This window comes from Pseudomonas sp. WS 5411 (assembly GCF_012985595.1).
GTDB classification, from domain to species: domain Bacteria; phylum Pseudomonadota; class Gammaproteobacteria; order Pseudomonadales; family Pseudomonadaceae; genus Aquipseudomonas; species Aquipseudomonas shahriarae.
In genome coordinates this window covers 107,512-125,903 of the sequence record NZ_JAARMC010000004.1, presented here as the reverse complement: position 1 = coordinate 125,903, position 18,392 = coordinate 107,512, and the positions used below count along the sequence as shown (strand labels likewise).

The 18,392-nt window shown below is 59.5% G+C and carries 19 protein-coding genes and 4 tRNA genes; 16 read left to right on the top strand and 7 right to left on the bottom strand.

The window, feature by feature from the left end; translation table 11 throughout:
- Positions 1-12: 12 nt before the first annotated feature.
- The 6 genes from purF (at position 13) to HBR93_RS09775 (ending at position 4,070) form a co-directional block, all read left to right on the top strand.
- Entirely contained in the window at positions 13-1,518 is a 1,506-nt protein-coding gene (purF, locus tag HBR93_RS09800; RefSeq protein WP_057438614.1) for an amidophosphoribosyltransferase, read from the top strand.
- A 67-nt stretch (positions 1,519-1,585) separates the two neighbouring features.
- Positions 1,586-2,797, top strand: a complete 1,212-nt coding sequence (locus HBR93_RS09795; protein WP_120733620.1) for an O-succinylhomoserine sulfhydrylase — start codon at positions 1,586-1,588, stop codon at positions 2,795-2,797.
- A gap of 11 nt (positions 2,798-2,808) precedes the next feature.
- Positions 2,809-3,573 carry an SDR family oxidoreductase gene (locus HBR93_RS09790; protein ID WP_169960277.1) on the top strand — a complete coding sequence of 255 codons (765 nt, stop codon included), beginning with the start codon at positions 2,809-2,811 and terminating at the stop codon, positions 3,571-3,573.
- 107 nt (positions 3,574-3,680) lie between these two features.
- Positions 3,681-3,756, top strand: a tRNA-Val gene (locus HBR93_RS09785).
- Between the two features lie 55 nt (positions 3,757-3,811).
- Positions 3,812-3,888, top strand: a tRNA-Asp gene (locus tag HBR93_RS09780).
- A gap of 105 nt (positions 3,889-3,993) precedes the next feature.
- Positions 3,994-4,070 (top strand) — tRNA-Asp (locus tag HBR93_RS09775).
- 164 nt (positions 4,071-4,234) lie between these two features.
- Here HBR93_RS09775 and HBR93_RS09770 read toward each other — a convergent pair.
- On the bottom strand, positions 4,235-5,518 hold the full coding sequence (locus tag HBR93_RS09770) for an FAD-binding oxidoreductase (RefSeq protein WP_057438616.1): 1,284 nt from the start codon (positions 5,516-5,518) through the stop codon (positions 4,235-4,237).
- A 183-nt stretch (positions 5,519-5,701) separates the two neighbouring features.
- Between HBR93_RS09770 and HBR93_RS09765 the strand changes: the two genes are divergently transcribed.
- The 5 genes from HBR93_RS09765 to HBR93_RS09745 all read left to right on the top strand — a co-directional run bounded on the left by HBR93_RS09765 (position 5,702) and on the right by HBR93_RS09745 (position 9,403).
- Positions 5,702-5,778: transfer RNA gene (locus tag HBR93_RS09765), tRNA-Val, on the top strand.
- Positions 5,779-6,305: 527 nt separating this feature from the next.
- Positions 6,306-7,031, top strand: a complete 726-nt coding sequence (locus HBR93_RS09760; RefSeq protein WP_169960205.1) for a DUF969 domain-containing protein — start codon at positions 6,306-6,308, stop codon at positions 7,029-7,031.
- Complete coding sequence (locus HBR93_RS09755) at positions 7,028-7,978, top strand: DUF979 domain-containing protein (protein ID WP_057438618.1); 951 nt, start codon at positions 7,028-7,030, stop codon at positions 7,976-7,978. The genes HBR93_RS09760 and HBR93_RS09755 overlap by 4 nt, the downstream gene beginning before the upstream one ends.
- 7 nt (positions 7,979-7,985) lie before the next feature.
- Complete coding sequence (gene pcp, locus HBR93_RS09750; protein WP_120733619.1) at positions 7,986-8,624, top strand: pyroglutamyl-peptidase I; 639 nt, start codon at positions 7,986-7,988, stop codon at positions 8,622-8,624.
- A gap of 98 nt (positions 8,625-8,722) precedes the next feature.
- The gene (locus HBR93_RS09745; protein ID WP_057960172.1) at positions 8,723-9,403 is read left to right on the top strand and encodes an HAD-IA family hydrolase; all 681 of its coding nucleotides are present in this window, start codon (positions 8,723-8,725) and stop codon (positions 9,401-9,403) included.
- On the opposite strand, the gene HBR93_RS09740 is transcribed toward HBR93_RS09745, so the two are convergent.
- The 3 genes from HBR93_RS09740 to csrA form a co-directional block, all read right to left on the bottom strand.
- The gene (locus tag HBR93_RS09740; RefSeq protein WP_162947747.1) at positions 9,390-9,605 is read right to left on the bottom strand and encodes a hypothetical protein; all 216 of its coding nucleotides are present in this window, start codon (positions 9,603-9,605) and stop codon (positions 9,390-9,392) included. The two genes, HBR93_RS09745 and HBR93_RS09740, sit on opposite strands and share 14 nt — an antisense overlap.
- A 126-nt stretch (positions 9,606-9,731) precedes the next feature.
- Positions 9,732-9,998, bottom strand: a complete 267-nt coding sequence (locus HBR93_RS09735; protein WP_057438621.1) for a hypothetical protein — start codon at positions 9,996-9,998, stop codon at positions 9,732-9,734.
- Between the two features lie 211 nt (positions 9,999-10,209).
- Positions 10,210-10,404, bottom strand: a complete 195-nt coding sequence (gene csrA, locus HBR93_RS09730) for a carbon storage regulator CsrA (RefSeq protein ID WP_057960171.1) — start codon at positions 10,402-10,404, stop codon at positions 10,210-10,212.
- Between the two features lie 248 nt (positions 10,405-10,652).
- Between csrA and HBR93_RS09725 the strand changes: the two genes are divergently transcribed.
- On the top strand, positions 10,653-11,027 hold the full coding sequence (locus HBR93_RS09725; RefSeq protein WP_115128626.1) for an SPOR domain-containing protein: 375 nt from the start codon (positions 10,653-10,655) through the stop codon (positions 11,025-11,027).
- Positions 11,028-11,064: 37 nt separating this feature from the next.
- Here the strand turns inward: HBR93_RS09725 and HBR93_RS09720 are convergent, their stop codons facing one another.
- From HBR93_RS09720 to HBR93_RS09710, 3 genes are all read right to left on the bottom strand, one after another.
- Positions 11,065-11,754, bottom strand: coding sequence for an endonuclease I family protein (locus HBR93_RS09720; protein ID WP_057438623.1), 690 nt, complete (start codon positions 11,752-11,754; stop codon positions 11,065-11,067).
- A 4-nt stretch (positions 11,755-11,758) separates the two neighbouring features.
- Positions 11,759-12,010 (bottom strand): DUF1654 domain-containing protein, encoded by a 252-nt coding sequence (locus HBR93_RS09715; protein WP_057438624.1) that lies wholly within the window; start codon positions 12,008-12,010, stop codon positions 11,759-11,761.
- A gap of 193 nt (positions 12,011-12,203) precedes the next feature.
- Positions 12,204-13,292, bottom strand: coding sequence for an asparaginase (locus tag HBR93_RS09710; protein WP_057438625.1), 1,089 nt, complete (start codon positions 13,290-13,292; stop codon positions 12,204-12,206).
- Between the two features lie 517 nt (positions 13,293-13,809).
- On the opposite strand from HBR93_RS09710, the gene HBR93_RS09705 reads away from it, so the two are divergent.
- From HBR93_RS09705 to HBR93_RS09690, 4 genes are read left to right on the top strand one after another with little or no spacing between them, the layout of a single operon-like run.
- A complete protein-coding gene (locus HBR93_RS09705; protein ID WP_169960204.1) occupies positions 13,810-14,769 on the top strand; it encodes a sugar ABC transporter substrate-binding protein in 960 nt (319 codons plus the stop codon).
- A gap of 58 nt (positions 14,770-14,827) precedes the next feature.
- Positions 14,828-16,381, top strand: coding sequence for a sugar ABC transporter ATP-binding protein (locus tag HBR93_RS09700; protein WP_169960203.1), 1,554 nt, complete (start codon positions 14,828-14,830; stop codon positions 16,379-16,381).
- A complete protein-coding gene (locus HBR93_RS09695) occupies positions 16,378-17,355 on the top strand; it encodes an ABC transporter permease (protein ID WP_057960168.1) in 978 nt (325 codons plus the stop codon). The genes HBR93_RS09700 and HBR93_RS09695 overlap by 4 nt, the downstream gene beginning before the upstream one ends.
- A gap of 3 nt (positions 17,356-17,358) precedes the next feature.
- Entirely contained in the window at positions 17,359-18,381 is a 1,023-nt protein-coding gene (locus tag HBR93_RS09690) for a LacI family DNA-binding transcriptional regulator (protein ID WP_057960167.1), read from the top strand.
- The last annotated feature ends 11 nt before the right edge of the window (positions 18,382-18,392 follow it).

Here is an 18,392-nt window from a genome sequence, read left to right as displayed (position 1 = left end):
GGGTTGCGTCGCATGTGTGGCATCGTCGGTATCGTCGGTAAGTCGAACGTCAATCAGGCGCTGTATGACGCGCTAACCGTCCTCCAGCACCGCGGCCAGGACGCTGCCGGTATTGTGACCAGCCATGACGGCCGGTTATTCCTGCGCAAGGACAATGGCCTGGTACGTGACGTGTTCCATCAGCGTCACATGCAGCGCCTGGTCGGGCATATGGGCATTGGCCATGTGCGTTATCCGACTGCCGGTAGCTCGACTTCGGCCGAAGCTCAACCGTTTTACGTCAACTCGCCGTACGGCATTACCTTGGCGCACAACGGCAACCTGACCAACGTTGAGCAACTGGCCAAGGAGATTTACGAATCTGACCTGCGCCATGTCAACACCAACTCCGACTCGGAAGTGCTGCTCAACGTGTTCGCCCACGAACTGGCCCAGCGCGGCAAGTTGCAGCCGACCGAAGAAGATGTGTTCGCTGCCGTGACTGACGTGCATAACCGATGCGTTGGCGGCTACGCGGTCGTGGCAATGATCACCGGCTACGGTATTGTCGGTTTCCGCGACCCGCACGGCATTCGTCCTATCGTGTTCGGCCAGCGTCACACCGACGAAGGCGTCGAGTACATGATCGCCTCCGAAAGCGTATCCCTGGATGTACTGGGCTTCACCCTGGTGCGCGACCTGGCGCCGGGCGAAGCGGTGTACATCACCGAAGACGGCAAGCTGCATACCCGTCAGTGCGCGATCAACCCGAAACTCACCCCATGCATCTTCGAACACGTCTACCTGGCGCGTCCGGATTCGATCATTGACGGTGTTTCGGTGTACAAGGCGCGTCTGCGCATGGGTGAGAAGCTCGCCGAGAAGATCCTGCGCGAACGCCCTGAGCATGACATCGACGTGGTGATCCCGATCCCGGACACCAGCCGCACCGCCGCGCTGGAGCTGGCTACCCGCCTGGGCGTCAAGTTCCGCGAAGGTTTCGTCAAGAACCGCTACATCGGCCGCACCTTCATCATGCCGGGCCAGGCGGCTCGCAAGAAGTCGGTACGCCAGAAGCTCAATGCCATCGAGCTGGAATTCCGCGGCAAGAACGTGATGCTGGTGGATGACTCCATCGTGCGTGGCACCACGTGCAAGCAGATCATCCAGATGGCCCGCGAAGCCGGGGCGAAGAACGTGTACTTCTGTTCTGCCGCGCCTGCCGTGCGGTACCCGAACGTGTACGGTATCGACATGCCGAGCGCCCATGAACTGATTGCGCACAATCGTTCGACCCAGGATGTAGCCGACCTGATCGGTGCCGATTGGCTGATTTACCAGGACCTTCCTGACCTGATCGAAGCGGTTGGCGGCGGCAAGATCAAGATCGAGCAGTTCGATTGCGCGGTCTTCGATGGCAAGTACGTGACAGGTGATGTCGACGAGGCGTACCTGAACAAGATTGAGCAGGCGCGTAACGACTCATCGAAGATCAAGACCCAGGCGGTCAGCGCGATCATCGATCTGTACAACAACTGAGTAACTACCGGCCCTGAGGGGCCGGTTTTGTATGTTAAATAAAGAATTTGAGTGAAGGAGTGGCAGCATGAGTCAGGAATGGGATGCCGGTCGGTTGGACAGCGACCTCGATGGTGTGGCTTTCGATACCCTGGCTGTGCGCGCCGGCCAGCACCGCACGCCGGAAGGTGAGCACGGTGACCCGATGTTCTTCACCTCCAGCTACGTGTTCCGCACCGCAGCGGACGCGGCGGCGCGCTTTGCTGGCGAAGTGCCGGGTAACGTTTACTCCCGCTATACCAACCCGACGGTGCGCGCCTTCGAAGAGCGTATCGCGGCGCTTGAAGGGGCAGAGCAGGCCGTCGCCACAGCTACCGGCATGGCGGCGATCCTCGCCGTGGTGATGAGTCTGTGCAGCGCCGGTGATCACGTATTGGTGTCGCGCAGTGTGTTTGGTTCGACCATCAGCCTGTTCGAAAAGTACTTCAAGCGCTTTGGCATTGAAGTCGACTACGTGCCGCTGGCGGACCTTTCTGGCTGGAATGCGGCCATCAAGGCCAATACCAAATTGCTATTTGTCGAGTCGCCGTCCAACCCGCTGGCAGAGCTGGTGGACATCGCCGCTCTCGCCGAAGTGGCGCATGCCAAGGGCGCGATGCTGGTAGTGGATAACTGCTTCTGCACGCCAGCCCTGCAGCAGCCACTGAAGCTCGGCGCAGATATCGTGGTGCATTCGGCCACCAAGTTCATCGATGGCCAGGGTCGTTGCATGGGCGGCGTGGTAGCCGGCCGCGGCGAGCAGATGAAGGAAGTGGTGGGCTTCTTGCGCACCGCTGGCCCGACCCTGAGCCCGTTCAATGCGTGGATTTTCCTCAAGGGCCTGGAAACCCTCAGCCTGCGGATGAAGGCCCATTGCGCCAATGCCCAGGCCCTGGCCGAGTGGCTGGAGCAGCAGGACGGCATCGAGAAAGTCCACTACGCCGGCTTGAAGAGCCACCCGCAACACGACCTGGCCCAGCGTCAGCAGCGTGGCTTCGGGGCTGTGGTCAGTTTCGAGGTCAAGGGCGGCAAAGAGGGCGCATGGCGCTTTATCGACGCGACACGCCTGATCTCCATCACTGCCAACCTGGGTGATAGCAAAACCACCATTACCCATCCAAGCACCACTTCCCATGGTCGCCTGGCACCGCAGGAGCGTGAAGCCGCGGGTATCCGCGACAGCCTGATCCGCGTTGCCGTTGGCCTGGAAGACGTGACTGACTTGCAGGCCGACCTGGCTCGCGGGCTGGCTGCCTTGTGATCGAGTGGTCCCTGGAGGCGGCTAGCGTCAGTAATGGCCGGGTCGCGTTGGTGACGGGTGCGGCACGCGGTATCGGCCTGGGGATCGCGGCCTGGCTGGTCAGCGAAGGCTGGCAGGTGGTGTTGGCTGATCTGGACCGCGAGCGGGGCGCCAAGGTGTCCAGGGTGCTGGGCGATAACGCCTGGTTTATCACCATGGACGTGGCCGATGAGCAGCAGGTGGCCCTTGGGGTGGCTGAAGTGCTGGGTCAGTTCGGGCGCCTGGATGCCCTGGTGTGTAATGCCGCTGTGGCCGATCCGCGCAATATCACATTGGATAGCCTGGACCTGGCTTACTGGAATCGGGTGCTGGCGGTGAACCTCAGTGGGCCGATGCTGCTGGCCAAGCACTGTGCGCCCTATCTGCGTGCCCATGGTGGTTCGATCGTCAACCTCGCCTCGACCCGGGCGCGGCAGTCGGAAGCGGATACCGAGGCTTACGCGGCGAGCAAGGGCGGCCTGTTGGCCCTGACTCACGCGCTGGCTATCAGCCTGGGGCCGGAGGTGCGGGTCAACGCTGTCAGCCCGGGCTGGATCGACGCCCGTGATCCCGCGGCGCGCCGTGCAGAGCCGTTGAGTGACGCCGATCATGCGCAGCATCCTGCGGGCCGGGTAGGCACGGTTGAGGACGTGGCAGCCATGGTGGCGTGGCTGCTGTCGCGCAGCGCCGGGTTCGTCACTGGGCAAGAGTTCGTGGTGGACGGTGGGATGAGCAAGAAGATGATTTACAGCGAGTAGGGCGGGTCCTGCGCTTGACGTTATTTTGTCTTTTTCAGAAAAACTTCAAGCAGGCTCTTGACTTAGGTCCGCCATCTGCGTAAATTTCGCGGCCTCAACGAAGCAAAGGGTGATTAGCTCAGCTGGGAGAGCATCTGCCTTACAAGCAGAGGGTCGGCGGTTCGATCCCGTCATCACCCACCACTTCTTGAGAGTTTTGCCTTCGGGCAAGACGCAACGTTAAAGGTTGCACCGACGCGCAGCGGTAGTTCAGTCGGTTAGAATACCGGCCTGTCACGCCGGGGGTCGCGGGTTCGAGTCCCGTCCGCTGCGCCATATTTTCCAGGTCCGATGTTTCGGATTTGAGATTGAACAGCCAAGGCTGCTCAGTCAGATGTTTGAAGGCGGTTGAAGGTGACACTTCGGCAGTCTGAGCGATACGCAGCGGTAGTTCAGTCGGTTAGAATACCGGCCTGTCACGCCGGGGGTCGCGGGTTCGAGTCCCGTCCGCTGCGCCATATCTGTTCCAGGGTCCACTGAACACCCTGAGAGCGCCAAGAAAAGCTTTATGCTTGATTGGATCGATAGCAAAGACCCTGGTCGAAAGACCGGGGTTTTTTGTGTCTGCGATTTGATGATTGGATCTGTAGGAGCCAGCAAGCCGGCTCCTACAGGCTGTTGATCAGAAACCCAGCTTGTCCCGCAGCCCGTAGTACCACGCGCCCAGTGCCGCAAATGGCGTGCGCAGCAGTTGGCCGCCCGGGAACGGATAGTGCGGCAGGTCGGCAAACGCATCAAAACGCTCTGCCTGGCCTCTGAGGGCTTCAGCCAGTACCTTGCCTGCCAGGTGGGTGTACGTCACGCCATGGCCGCTACAGCCCTGGGAATAGTAGATGTTGTCACCGATGCGACCGACCTGGGGCAGGCGCGAAAGGGTCAGTAGGAAGTTGCCGGTCCAGGCGTAGTCGATTTTTACATCCTTCAATTGCGGAAAAGCCTTGAGCATCTTCGGCCGGATGATCGCTTCGATGTTCGCTGGATCCCGTGCGCCATACACCACGCCACCGCCGAAGATCAGGCGCTTGTCGCTGGTCAGTCGGTAGTAGTCGAGCAGGTAGTTGCAATCTTCGACGCAGAAGTCCTGGGGGAGCAGGCGGTTGGCCAGTTCATCGCCCAGTGGCGCCGTGGTAATCACTTGGGTGCCACAAGGCATCGATTTGGCTGCCAACTCGGGCACCAGGTTGCCCAGGTAGGCGTTGCCGGCGACGATGATGAATTTAGCCTTCACCTTGCCTTGCGCCGTGTGGACGACAGGGTTGGCGCCACGTTCGATACGCACGGCGGCGGACTGTTCGTAGATGGTGCCGCCCAGGGACTCCACTGCCGCCGCTTCACCCAATGCCAGGTTGAGCGGATGGATATGCCCGCCACTCATGTCCAGCAGGCCGCCCACGTAGTTCTCGCAGGCCACCACCTCGCGGATGCGCCGCTCGTCGAGCAGCTCCAGCTGGGTATGGCCATAGCGTTCCCACAAGCGCTTCTGCGACTCCAGATGACCCATGTGCTTGCTATTGAGCGCTGCGAATACACCGCCGTCCTTCAAGTCGCACTGGATCTGGTACTTGGCAACCCGCTCACGGATGATCCTGCCGCCCTCGAACGCCATTTGTCCCAGCAGTTGCGCCTGCTGGGGGCCGACGCTGCGTTCGATCACGTCGATATCACGGCTATAGCTGTTGACGATCTGGCCACCATTGCGCCCGGACGCACCGAAACCCACCTTGGCGGCTTCCAGTACCGTTACGCGAAAGCCGTTTTCCAGCAGAAACAGCGCGCTCGACAACCCGGTATAGCCAGCACCGATCACGCACACATCGGTTTCAACCTCACCTTGCAGCACTGGCCGCGGAGGAGCCGCATTGGCGGACGCGGCGTAATACGACTGGGGATAGGGGGTGTTCGCCATACTGGAACCTCTGTTTTATATTTTTTACGAGTGCGCCGATCCTACCTGAGTTGAAAATGCCCTGCCAGCCACTCGAAAAAGCAGCGCTGCTGATAAAAAATAAAAAATTCGCATATTCATAGGCTTAGCTGCAAAAAAGGTGTTGACACCCCTCGGGAATTCCGTAGAATGCCGCCTCACAGCAGGCACGTAGCTCAGTTGGTTAGAGCACCACCTTGACATGGTGGGGGTCGTTGGTTCGAGTCCAATCGCGCCTACCAAACAAAATCCGCTCTGCTGGGCGGTCTAGAAGGGCTCACCGAAAGGTGGGCCCTTTTTTGTTGCGATTTGCAAAGGCCTCACTCAAAACGCCAGTTCCGTACCCGTCTCCAGATACTCTGATTTTCTTTTCGTCGCGCCTTAAGTGTCTTCCTTCGGGAGCCTCTATTGCTCGTACTGTATTTTCGGCGACTTCGAGCCCCCGGCCCCCCCTAAACACAGCGCCCAATTCAAGGCCGCAGCCAACTCCAAGGCTTGGCAGCCCTGATCTAGCAGGTTTACCCAAAAGGCCACGTCAGGATTTGAGCCCGCAAATCCTGACGTGACCCTGGTTGGCTTACATCCCCTCACAAACTTTATTGATTTGCAGCAACAATTTTTCTTGTTGGACACTCTCTGCCCCAAGCAGCAAAGATGCCCGCCAGTGACCCTCGACCTACTCGGTCAATAATAAAAATCCGCGTCGGGCTGCCCGTTATCGCTTATCAGCGATGCAGGCGTCGTAGCACGCAATCAAGGACTCAACGTCATGCAAACTGTTGTGAACCTTTGGCCGCTGATTGGCGTGCTCGTCATCGTGGTCGGCTTTGTGTTGCGCTTCAATCCATTACTGGTGGTGACGGCGGCGGCGATTGCCACCGGGTTTGCCGCGCATTTCCCCCTGGAAAAAATCCTCGCCACCATGGGCGATGGCTTCCTGCAGACTCGCGCCTTGCAATTGATCCTGCTGCTGCCCCTGGCCGTTATCGGCCTGCTGGAGCGCCATGGCTTGCGTCTGCACGCACAGAACTGGATTGCACGTTTCGAGCGGGCCACCGTCGGGCGTCTGTTGATCATTTATCTGTTTGTTCGCGAGTCCACGGCGGCGATGGGCCTGACCAGTCTTGGCGGGCACCCGCAGATGGTGCGCCCGTTGCTGGCGCCGATGGCGGAAGGGGCTGCCGAGAAGCGTTTCGGCAAGCTGCCGGACAAGGTGCGGCACAAGGTCCTGGCGATGTGTGCCGCCACGGACAACGTGGGGCTGTTTTTTGGTGAAGATATCTTCGTGGCCTTTGGTGCGATTGCCCTGATGCACACCTTCCTGCTGGGCTCTGGTATTGATGTCGAGCCGCTGCACATCGCGGTCTGGGGCATCCCCACGGCGATTTGTGCGTTCATTGTGCACGCCATCCGTTTACACCGGTTTGACCGAAGACTGACGCGTGAACTGACGGCCACTGCGCCCGCCAACGCTCAGTCGGAGGCCGCGCAATGATCATTTCCATTCAATACTTGTACTGGCTTGCCGGCGTTTTGTTGCTGATTACTGCAGGCATGATCCTGGCTGACCGCACCCACCCCAAGCGTTGGTCAACAGCGTTTTTCTGGTTACTGTTCGCCATTCCGTTCCTGGTGGGTGAGCACCTGCCGTCGGTGGTGGTGGGTGTTGGCGTGGTGCTGATGGCGCTGATCGCCGGGCTCGGCGGGGTAGGGCGTGGTACCCATGTCGAGTTGCATGACAAGGAGTCTCGCGCCAGTGCTGGTCGGTTGGGTCATAAACTGTTTATTCCGGCCCTGGCCATTCCGTTGACCACGGTGATCGGCTCGGTGCTGCTCAAGCACACCGAGATTGGCGGCGTGCCGCTGCTGGACCCGAAAAACACCACGTTCGTGTCCCTTGGTCTCGGCTGCCTGATTGCCCTGGGCTTGGCCTGCTGGCTGACCCGCGATACCCCGGTGCAGGCCCTGCGTGAATCGCGACGCCTGACCGAAGCCCTGGGCTGGGCCATGGTGCTGCCGCAGATGCTGGCAATGCTTGGTCTGTTGTTCAACGAAGCCGGCGTTGGCACGGCCGTGGCTCACGTCACCACCACCTACATCAACCTGGATTACAAGCTGGTCGCGGTGATGGTCTATGTGTTGGGCATGGCGCTGTTTACGGTGATCATGGGTAACGGTTTTGCCGCCTTCCCGGTGATGACCGGTGGTGTGGGCGTGCCGGTGTTGGTGGGGATCTATGGCGGCAACCCGGCGGTGATGGCGGCCATCGGCATGTTCTCCGGCTACTGCGGTACGCTGATGACCCCGATGGCGGCAAACTTCAATATTGTGCCTGCAGCGCTCCTGGAATTACCGGACAAAAACGCGGTGATCAAGGCGCAGATACCCACGGCATTGATGATGTTGCTGGTCAATATCGTCCTGCTTTATCTGTTGATGTGAGGTCGAGATGGAAACTGTGTTGCTGTTGGGGTTCGAGCCATTCGATCGAGACCTGATCAACCCGTCCTGGGAGGCGGTGCGCCTGCTGGATGGGGTGCAATTGCAAGAAGGCGTGACCATCGTCGCCCGTCAATTGCCCTGTGCCTTCGCCACTGCCGGCAGCTGTTTGAACCAGTTGCTGGCCGAGCATCAGCCACAACTGGTGATTGCCACGGGGCTGGGGCCTGGGCGCAGTGATATTTCCATCGAGCGGGTTGCGATCAATCTGATTGATGCACGGATCCCGGACAACCTCGGTGCCCAGCCCGTGGATACGGCGGTGACCCCCGAGGGGCCTGCTGCCTACTTCAGCACCCTGCCGGTCAAGGCCATGGTCAGGGCGGTGCGCGAGGCCGGAATCGCAGCCTCGGTTTCGCAAACGGCGGGCACCTTTGTATGTAACCAGGTGTTCTACCGCTTGCAGCATGCCTTGGTAGGATCGGGTGTGCGCAGTGGGTTTATCCATGTTCCGTATCTGCCAGGGCAGGCGGCTGAGCCTCAGCCTTCGATGGCGTTGGCGACAACGGTTGAAGGGCTGAGAGTTGCGGTCCTGGCGGCCTGGAGTACGCCGCGTGATATTGCCGAGAGCGGCGGCCAGGTGTGCTGATGCGCTGATGCGTCATCGTTCGTTTACAAGCTCGGGGCCGATCCGTAGATTGCATCAGGGCCCGACAACGGGCGACGAGTGCAAGAGGAAACCCTGCAGTGTCCGCCAAAGAATCGGCCGTATTTGATCGTCAGTACCGTGCATTCCTGTTTGATATGGACGGCACTCTCCTTAACTCCATCGCCGCCGCAGAGCGGGTCTGGGCCGCCTGGGCGCAGCGCCATGGCCTGGACGTCGAGGCGTTCTTGACCACCATCCATGGCGTGCGCGCCATCGACACCATCACTCGTCAGGCTTTGCCAGGGGTAGATGCGCAGGCCGAGGCGCGGGGTATTACCGAGGCAGAAATCGAGGACGTGGCGGGCGTGGTGGCGATCCCCGGAGCCGTGACGTTTCTACAGAGCTTGCCCACGCATTGCTGGGCGGTGGTCACGTCCGCGCCCAAGGCGCTGGCGCTGCGCCGTATGCAGGCGGCAGGGCTGGTGCCGCCGGCCGTCATGGTAACGGCTGAGGATGTAACCAATGGCAAGCCGGATCCGGCCGGTTACCTGCTGGGGGCCAAGCGTTTGGGGGTGCCAATAGGCGAGTGCCTGGTGTTTGAGGACGCGTCGGTGGGGATCCGTGCCGGGGAGGCGGCGGGCGCGGACGTCGTAGTGGTGACATCGACGCATTGGGAGCCGATGGCAACGGAACATCCGACGATTGCCAGTTATGACGGCGTGCGGGTGCAGTGTGATGCGGCCGGCCTGTTGCGTCTGCGGCCTTCTACACCGGCTTGAATGCCGCGCCGCGCCGGGTCAGCAGGATGTTCTCGGCGCCAATCCATTGGTAGCCCAGTGGATCCCTAATGTGTCCATGGATGACAGTACCCGTGATCAGTTTCAACAGGTAAAGCTCGCGCAGGCCGGCGAGGATTTCCTCGGGCTTGCCCAGCAGTTCGCTGGAAGATTTCGGCTTATCTATTGAAAGTTGTTCGATCAAGGACTGTAGGTTTTTAGCGTTATGTTCTATGTCCATATCGATAACGTTTTTTATGAAGTGTAAGGGTATGGGTGCTACCGGGGCGGATAGTTCCTCATATTTCAAGTAGAGGATCCAATCGGTGCGTCAGGAGGGGGATTTCTGACGAGCGTGACGAAACGCACGGCGGTTGAGTTTTCGCTGGATCGCAGACTGAATGGGCTTGAGGCAGAAGCAGAACAGATAACCACCGAGAAATAGCGCCAGGTCGGGCCATGTATCGGCATCCTGCGCGGTGGTGCTGCCTTCCATGTACAGCCTGAGGCCGTATCCGATTGTCACAAAACCCAGGGCAATCAGTAGGGCGATCATCCAGGATTTGCAGGTGTAGGGCTCTTTGCGGGATCGCCTCATCAACGCGCTCCGAAGGCACTGTAAGGTTTTGTTACGTTCCTGGAGGGGTTTGTCTGCGATACGGTCAGCAAGTTCCGTGGCTGAACCTGCATGCTGACAACCGGTGGCAGGGCCTGGCGCGAGCTGCGCTGATCACGGGATACCGTAGACAGGCCAAGGGGGCTTTCGCCAGCCGTTACAGGGGACGAGCGGGCTGGCTACTGGGGAGGCTTCAAGGTATTTCGCGTTTGTCCGGTGCAGTCAGGCCTGCCTGGATGCGCTGGTAAATCTCTTCGCGATGCACGGCAACATCCTTGGGAGCATTGATGCCGATTCTTACTTGCTGGCCGCTAACGCCCAGAATGGTGATCGTAATGTCATCACCGATATTTATGCTTTCACCGACTTTGCGGGTGAGTATCAGCATGGACTTCTCCTTGATTGCTTTGAAGGACGCATGTTTCTAACAGGGCGGATGTCGGTTATGTGTAGCTTACTGTGAAGCGCTTCCCTGTGGCTGCCTCTTTTAGGACGCATGGAGGCGGCATTAATTCCCATGGCGCCATCATACAGGTCTGGGAAACATCCTTCGCAATGTTTAAGCCAACGTTTATGACGGCCAGAATAGACAGTGAATGATAAAGTTGCCTCTTTGAACCTTAAAGGGGCAGGGCAGTGCGTAAAGTAGCGATGGCAATTGTGGTATTGGCGTTGGCCGGATGTGGTGACGGGCCCAATCTCGACACCCCCCGAGACAAGGCTGAAGCCGCCAAGGCCCAGGCTCCTGCGGTTGCCGCTGTGCAGTGGGATATTCTGGTACGCTCGCCCGACAATAAATTACAGGCGCTGACCGACCTGACCGCCTGGTTGCTGGAAAACGGCTTCACATTCTATCTGGCCAAGGAAGACGGCAAGGATCTGGTGCTGCTGGGGCCGTTCGCCAGCAAGGCCGAGGCTGAGGCTCGCCAGGTCCAGTTGCAGGAAAGACTGGTGAAAAAGAAGAAGACCGACGCCGAGTCGCTGGTGATCGAGCACAAGGCCCGCCCGTAATACGGTGGTTGGCGGGATCCGTGGATCCCGCTCATGTTTATCCGCAGGCTTTCAGATTCACCGGGCCGACGAACTCATTACCACGCCCCATCACGCAGGCTACGGTTTGATTGCGCTGGCGCTCCCAGGGCTGCACGGGATAGGTACGGTTCCAGGCTTCATACAGTTGGCGGTCCTGTTTCGACAGGCGCAAGCCGTATTGTTTACTCATGTAGAAATAAGTACGGGCGATCATGCCGCGGATGGATGGCCTGGGCATGACTTTCTTGGCCTTGAAGTCCACCTGGGTCAGGCATGAACCATATTGCCCGCTCTGCACCGGCAACCAGCCAAAACTGAAGTTGTTGCGATCGCCATTGACCTCGCCGATGCTCGGTACCAGGTTGTGCAGGTCAGCTTCAGCGCGTTTGAAGACGGTGTCGGTGCGCGTGCAGTTCTTGCGTCCGCCGTCTTGCCAGCACTGGCGTTGATGGCCGATCTGCCAGGCCGGGACAATGTGCTCCCACTCGATGCGCGCCGCCCGGTTGGCGTTTTTACGCGGAACGTAGCCGCAGGCTTTCAGGTCGACCCGGTTACCCGTGTACTTGCAGCCGCAATAGAACTCAGTGGATTGCGGGGCGTAGAGTTTCCAGGCGATTTTCTTGGCTTCACTGAAGGTACGTGGGGCTTGGGCGTGGGCGGCAGTAGCAAAAAAAACACAGAACAGGGCGATAAAACGGACACTCATTGACTCAATCTTCCTTCGGTACGACCCAGAAAATCTGCACGCCGCCATCATCGCGATAAGCGAGGGTGACGTTGTCGTTTTCTGCGATTTCCTCCAGTAGTCGTGCCCACTCGTCCTCGGGTTCCTCCGGCAAACGGAAAATCAACGCGGCCTTGTTTTTTTGGGCGTTGGTGGAATTGATGATTTTTTGCACACGGATCGCCAGGCGTTGATAGGCGTCGGGCGGTGTCGGTGCTGCAGAGGAGGGCTTGGCCACGGAGGAGTCCTTAATTAGCTGTACGAACATACAGTATTTAACTGTGAGTAAATTCGCAACTGCTTAAAATTCAAGAAGTCCGTGTGACAACGGTTTACGCGGATTGGTGTACAGCGAGGATTTTTTGCAGGAGCCGACAACGACCTGTTGTCCCTGTCGGCGCCTACAAGGGTGTTAGCGGTGTGTCAGTAACTTAGTATTCCCAGAACATCCGCTGCAGTTCCTTGCTGTCCTGGGTCTTGGTCAGGGCGACCATGGCCAGGATGCGGGCTTTCTGCGGGTTCAGGTCATGGGCCACAACCCAGTCGTATTTGTCGTCAGGCTGCTCGGCATTGCGCAGAACGAAACCGCCGGCATTGACGTGGGAAGAACGAATGATTTGCACGCCTTCCTTACGCAGTTCCTGCAGGGCAGGTACTACCTTGGCCGGTACCGAGCCATTGCCGGTGCCGGCATGGATGATGGCTTTGGCGCCAGCCTGGGCCAGGGCTTTGTAGGCGGTGTCGCTGACGTTGCCATAACCGTAGGCAATTTCAACGTCGGGCAGGCTCTTGATGTTCTTGATATCGAACTCCGAGTTCATGGTGTGACGCTTGGCCGGCTGGCGGAACCAGTAGGATTTGCCCTCTACGACCATGCCCAGTGGGCCCCAGGCGCTTTTGAAGGCCTCGGTCTTGATGTTGATCATCTTGCTGACATCGCGACCCGATTGGATCTCGTCGTTCATGGTCACCAGGACGCCTTTGCCGCGTGCGTCTTTGCTACCGGCAACAGCCACGGCGTTGTACAGGTTGAGCATGCCGTCGGCCGACATGGCAGTGCCTGGACGCATGGAGCCCACGACCACGATTGGCTTGTCGGTTTTTTCCACCAGGTTGAGGAAGTAGGCGGTTTCTTCGAGGGTGTCGGTGCCGTGGGTGATCACGATGCCGTCCACGTCTTTGCTGTCGGCAAGTTCTGCGACACGACGACCCAGTTGCAGCAGGTTTTCGTTGGTGATGCTTTCGGAAGCAATTTGCATCACTTGCTCGCCGCGCACGTTGGCGATCTGGCTGAGCTCCGGAATGCCGGCAATCAGTTGTTCGATACCCACCTTGGCCGCCTGGTAGGTGGCGCTGTTGGCCGCGCTGGCGCCAGCGCCGGCAATGGTGCCGCCAGTGGCCAGCACGACTACGTTGGACAGTTTGGTCTTGGATTCAACTTCCTTGGCCTGGGCGGCCACGGGGAAGAGCAGCAGCAGGGCTAAAGCGCCCGGAACAAAGTTCTTGAGTGCAGATTTCATTATTTTTCTCTCTAGTTTTGATGAGTGCTTGTGCAGGTTCATCCAGAACACCCCGGGCTGCGCTGAGCGCCACAAGGTGCTGATTAAGAGCAGGATTTGTACCAGCGGGATTTTGTTTGGGGTTTGATTTTAACTTATTGATTTAAATCATATTTTTTGATATTGCGTGATCTCTTGGCTTCAGCTCGTGTCCGAATATCCGAACGCAGGGGGCTGTGGTGTTCGGTTGTCCGAAAATCGCCCTGGGAAAATCAGCAGCATCCTTCTGAGGTGTTCCTGCCGATCTGTCGTTTTTAGAGAACGATCACCCAGCCCGGATGTTTAGCCAGGAGCTGGTCGAGCTGTAGGGCAGGAGGTAGAGCCAACGAAGAAAAAGCCCTTTTCTTTCGTTGACAAAATTCGGCAGCCTTCGCATAGTTTGTTTAGCGCAAACGTTTGCGAGGTGTTTCACGGCACTCGGTGAGTGAAGTGAAGGTGCAGGCGTTGCTCACAATAATCATAAGATCGGAGTGAACCCATGAAGCTTCCATTCGCTGGACGTTTGCTTGCTGTCGCCGTGCTGGCTGCCGCATCCGCTGCCCTGCCTCTCTCCTCTGCATTCGCTGATGACACCGCCGCCAAACCCAAGGTCGGCCTGGTGATGAAATCCCTGGCCAATGAGTTTTTCGTCACCATGCAAGACGGTGCCAAGGACTATCAGAAAGCCCATGCCGCCGATTTCGACATGATCACCAACGGGATCAAGAACGAAACCGATACCTCGGCACAGATTGATATCGTCAATCAGATGATCCTCGCCAAAGTCAACGCGATCGTCATCGCGCCCGCCGACTCCAAGGCGTTGGTCAACGTGCTGAAGAAAGCCTCCGATGCCGGGATCAAGGTGGTCAACATTGATAACCGCCTGGACCCTGAAGTGTTGAAAAGCAAAAACCTCGAGGTTCCCTTTGTAGGCCCGGATAACCGCAAGGGTTCGCGTCTGGTCGGCGAGTACCTGGCCAAACAGCTGGCGAGTGGCGATAAAGTCGGCATTATCGAAGGCGTCCCGACCACCACCAATGCCCAGCAACGCACCGCCGGGTTCAAGGACGCCATGGGTGCGGCCGGTATGAAGATTGTGTCCGTGCAGTCCGGTAACTGGGAAATCGACCAGGGCAACAAGGTGGCGGCGGCCATGTTGAGCGAATACCCGGACCTCAAGGCGCTGCTGGCCGGTAACGACAACATGGCCCTGGGCGCCGTTTCAGCGGTGCGCGCAGCGGGCATGGCGGGCAAGGTCCAAGTGGTTGGCTACGACAACATCGCTGCGATCAAGCCGATGCTCAACGACGGTCGCGTCCTGGCCACCGCCGACCAGGCGGCTGCCCAGCAAGCCGTATTTGGTATCCAGAATGCGCTGAAGCTGGTCAAGGGCGAAAAAGTCGAGTCCGTGGACGGCGTGATCGAAACGCCGGTAGAGCTCGTCCTCAAGCAATAACCCCTGGCCGCGCACTACAGCGCCCGCTCACATGGAGCGGGCGCCTGGAGATTTTCTTATGTCATCTTCCGCACCGACCCCTGTCCTCTCGGTCAGTGGTATCGGTAAGACCTATGCCCAGCCTGTCCTGTCCGACATCACCCTGACGCTTAATCGCGGCGAGGTGCTGGCGTTGACGGGTGAGAATGGCGCGGGCAAAAGCACCTTGTCGAAGATCATCGGCGGTCTGGTCACGCCAACCACTGGCCAGATGCAGTTCAATGGTCAGGCATACACCCCCGCCAGCCGGACCCAGGCGGAAAAGCAGGGGATCCGCATGGTGATGCAGGAGCTCAACCTGCTGCCGACCCTGACCGTGGCCGAAAACCTGTTCCTCGATAACCTGCCCAGCCGCGGTGGCTGGATCAGCCGCAAGCAGTTGCGCCAGGCCGCGATCGAGGCCATGGCACACGTGGGCCTGGATGCCATTGACCCGGACACCCTGGTCGGCAGCCTGGGCATTGGCCATCAGCAGATGGTCGAGATCGCCCGCAACCTGATCGGCGATTGCCATGTGCTGATCCTCGACGAACCGACGGCGATGCTCACCGCCCGTGAAGTCGAGATGCTGTTCGAGCAAATTACCCGCCTGCAGGCCCGGGGCGTGGCAATTATCTATATTTCCCATCGACTGGAAGAGCTGGCACGGGTAGCCCAACGCATTGCAGTGCTGCGTGACGGCCAGTTGGTGTGTGTCGAACCGATGGCCAATTACAACAGCGAACAACTGGTCACGTTGATGGTCGGTCGTGAGCTGGGTGAGCACATCGACCTCGGCCCGCGCACCATCGGCGCGCCGGCCTTGACGGTCAAGGGCCTGACCCGAGCGGACAAGGTTCACGACGTGTCCTTTGAAGTGCGAGCCGGTGAAATCTACGGTATCTCGGGTTTGATCGGTGCCGGCCGTACGGAGTTGCTGCGCCTGATCTTTGGTGCCGACCTGGCCGACAGTGGCACGGTAGCCATCGGCTCGCCGGCCCGGGTGGTGAGCATTCGTTCGCCGGTGGATGCTGTAGGCCATGGCATTGCCTTGATTACCGAGGATCGCAAGGGCGAGGGCCTGTTGTTGAGCCAGTCCATCAGCGCCAACACGGCCTTGGGCAATATGGCCAAGGTGTCCAGCGCCGGCCTGGTCAATGGGCGCGACGAAACGGCCCTGGCCAAGCGGCAGATTGACGCCATGCGTATCCGCAGCTCCAGCCCGGCGCAATTGGTGTCCGAGTTGTCGGGCGGCAATCAGCAGAAAGTGGTGATCGGCCGCTGGCTGGAGCGTGATTGCGCAGTGATGCTGTTTGATGAACCCACCCGTGGCATCGACGTGGGTGCCAAGTTTGATATCTATGCGCTGCTGGGTGACTTGACTCGCCAGGGCAAGGCGCTGGTGGTGGTGTCCAGCGACCTGCGGGAGCTGATGCTGATCTGTGACCGCATCGGTGTGCTGTCTGCCGGGCGCTTGATCGAGACCTTCGAGCGTGCCAGCTGGACCCAGGATGAATTGCTTGCTGCCGCATTTGCCGGCTATCAGAAACGTGATGCGTTGCTCAACGAAGCCGCGCCCAGGACAAACCCATGAAAACAGCAACTCCAACCGCAAAAGCCGGCGGTAATTTCTACGGCCTGGGCACCTATCTGGGTCTGGCTGGTGCATTGCTGGCGATGATTGCGCTGTTCTCGGCGCTGAGCAGCCACTTTTGGTCCTATGGCACCTTCAGCACCATTGCCAACCAGATTCCCGACCTGATGGTATTGGCGGTGGGCATGACGTTCATCCTGATCATCGGCGGCATTGACCTGTCGGTGGGCTCGGTATTGGCCCTGGCCGCGTCTGCGGTCAGCGTGGCGATCCTCGGCTGGGGCTGGAGCGTGATACCCGCAGCCTTGCTCGGCATGGGCTGCGCGGCACTGGCCGGCACCATCACCGGCTCGATCACCGTGGCCTGGCGGATTCCGTCGTTCATTGTGTCCCTGGGGGTGCTGGAAATGGCCCGTGGCGCGGCCTACCAGATGACCGGGTCGCGCACTGCCTATATCGGTGACTCCTTTGCCTGGCTGTCCAACCCGGTGGCCTTTGGTATCTCGCCGTCGTTCATCATTGCGTTGCTGGTGATTATCGTGGCCCACGCGGTACTGACGCGTACCGTGTTTGGTCGCTACCTGATCGGCATCGGCACCAATGAAGAGGCGGTGCGCCTGGCGGGGATCAATCCAAAACCCTACAAGATCCTGGTGTTCAGCCTGATGGGACTGTTGGCTGGGGTGGCGGCGCTGTTCCAGATTTCGCGCCTGGAAGCGGCCGACCCGAACGCTGGCTCCGGCCTGGAGCTGCAGGTGATTGCCGCGGTGGTGATCGGCGGCACCAGCCTGATGGGTGGGCGTGGCTCGGTGATCAGTACATTCTTTGGGGTGCTGATTATTTCTGTATTGGCGGCCGGTCTGGCGCAGATCGGTGCGACCGAGCCGACCAAACGCATCATTACCGGCGCCGTTATCGTGATTGCCGTGGTGCTCGACACCTACCGCAGTCAACGCGCCAGTCGGCGGGGCTAAGCCATGGCAACCATCAAGGATGTGGCGGCGCTTGCGGGGATTTCCTACACCACAGTGTCCCATGTGGTGAACAGGACACGCCCGGTCAGCGAGCCCGTGCGACTCAAGGTCGAAGCCGCGATCAAGCAGTTGGACTATGTGCCCAGCGCGGTCGCCCGTTCGCTGAAGGCCAAGACCACGGCGACCATCGGCCTGCTGGTGCCCAACAGCCTCAACCCGTATTTCGCGGAGCTGGCCAGGGGCATCGAGGATTACTGCGAGCGCAATGGCTACTGCGTGATCCTGTGCAATTCCGACGATAACGCCGAGAAACAGCGCAACTATTTGCGGGTGTTGCTGGAGAAGCGTGTCGACGGCTTGATCGTCACCTCCGTCGGTGGTGATGACGATGGCCTGGCCGCTGGCTTGAAAGGCGTGCGCACGCCCATGGTCATTGTCGACCGGGGTCTGGAAGGCGTTGATGTGGATCTGGTACGCATTGACCACGAGCAGGGCGCGTACCTGGCGACCCGGCATTTAGTGGCGCTGGGGCACCGGGATATCGCCTGTATCGGCGGGCCCGCCCATACCCGTGTGGCGCAGATGCGCCTGGCCGGCTACCAGCGTGCGTTGCAGGAGGCCGGGATCGCGGTGCCCGCCAGTCGCGTATTGGAAAGCGATTTCACCAGCACCGGTGGCTATGGGGCGGCGGTGCAGTTGCTGGCAGACAACCCGCCCAGCGCGATATTTGCCGGCAACGACATGATTGGTTTCGGTGTATTGCGGGCGGCCGCCGAGCGCAACCTGCGGGTACCCGCCGAGCTGTCGGTGATTGGTTTTGATGACATTCAAATGAGCCGCTATGTGTACCCCGCGTTGACCACTGTGGGTCAGTCGATCCTGCAGTTGGGGGAGACGGCGGCGGAGTTATTACTGCGACGGATTGCGACACCGCAATTGCCGGTTGACCAGCGCATTGTCACGCCGAGCATTGTCTTGCGTGAGTCAACGGCGCCGTTGGCTGCTGTGTTTGCCTCAAACCGCTGAACGAATTGATG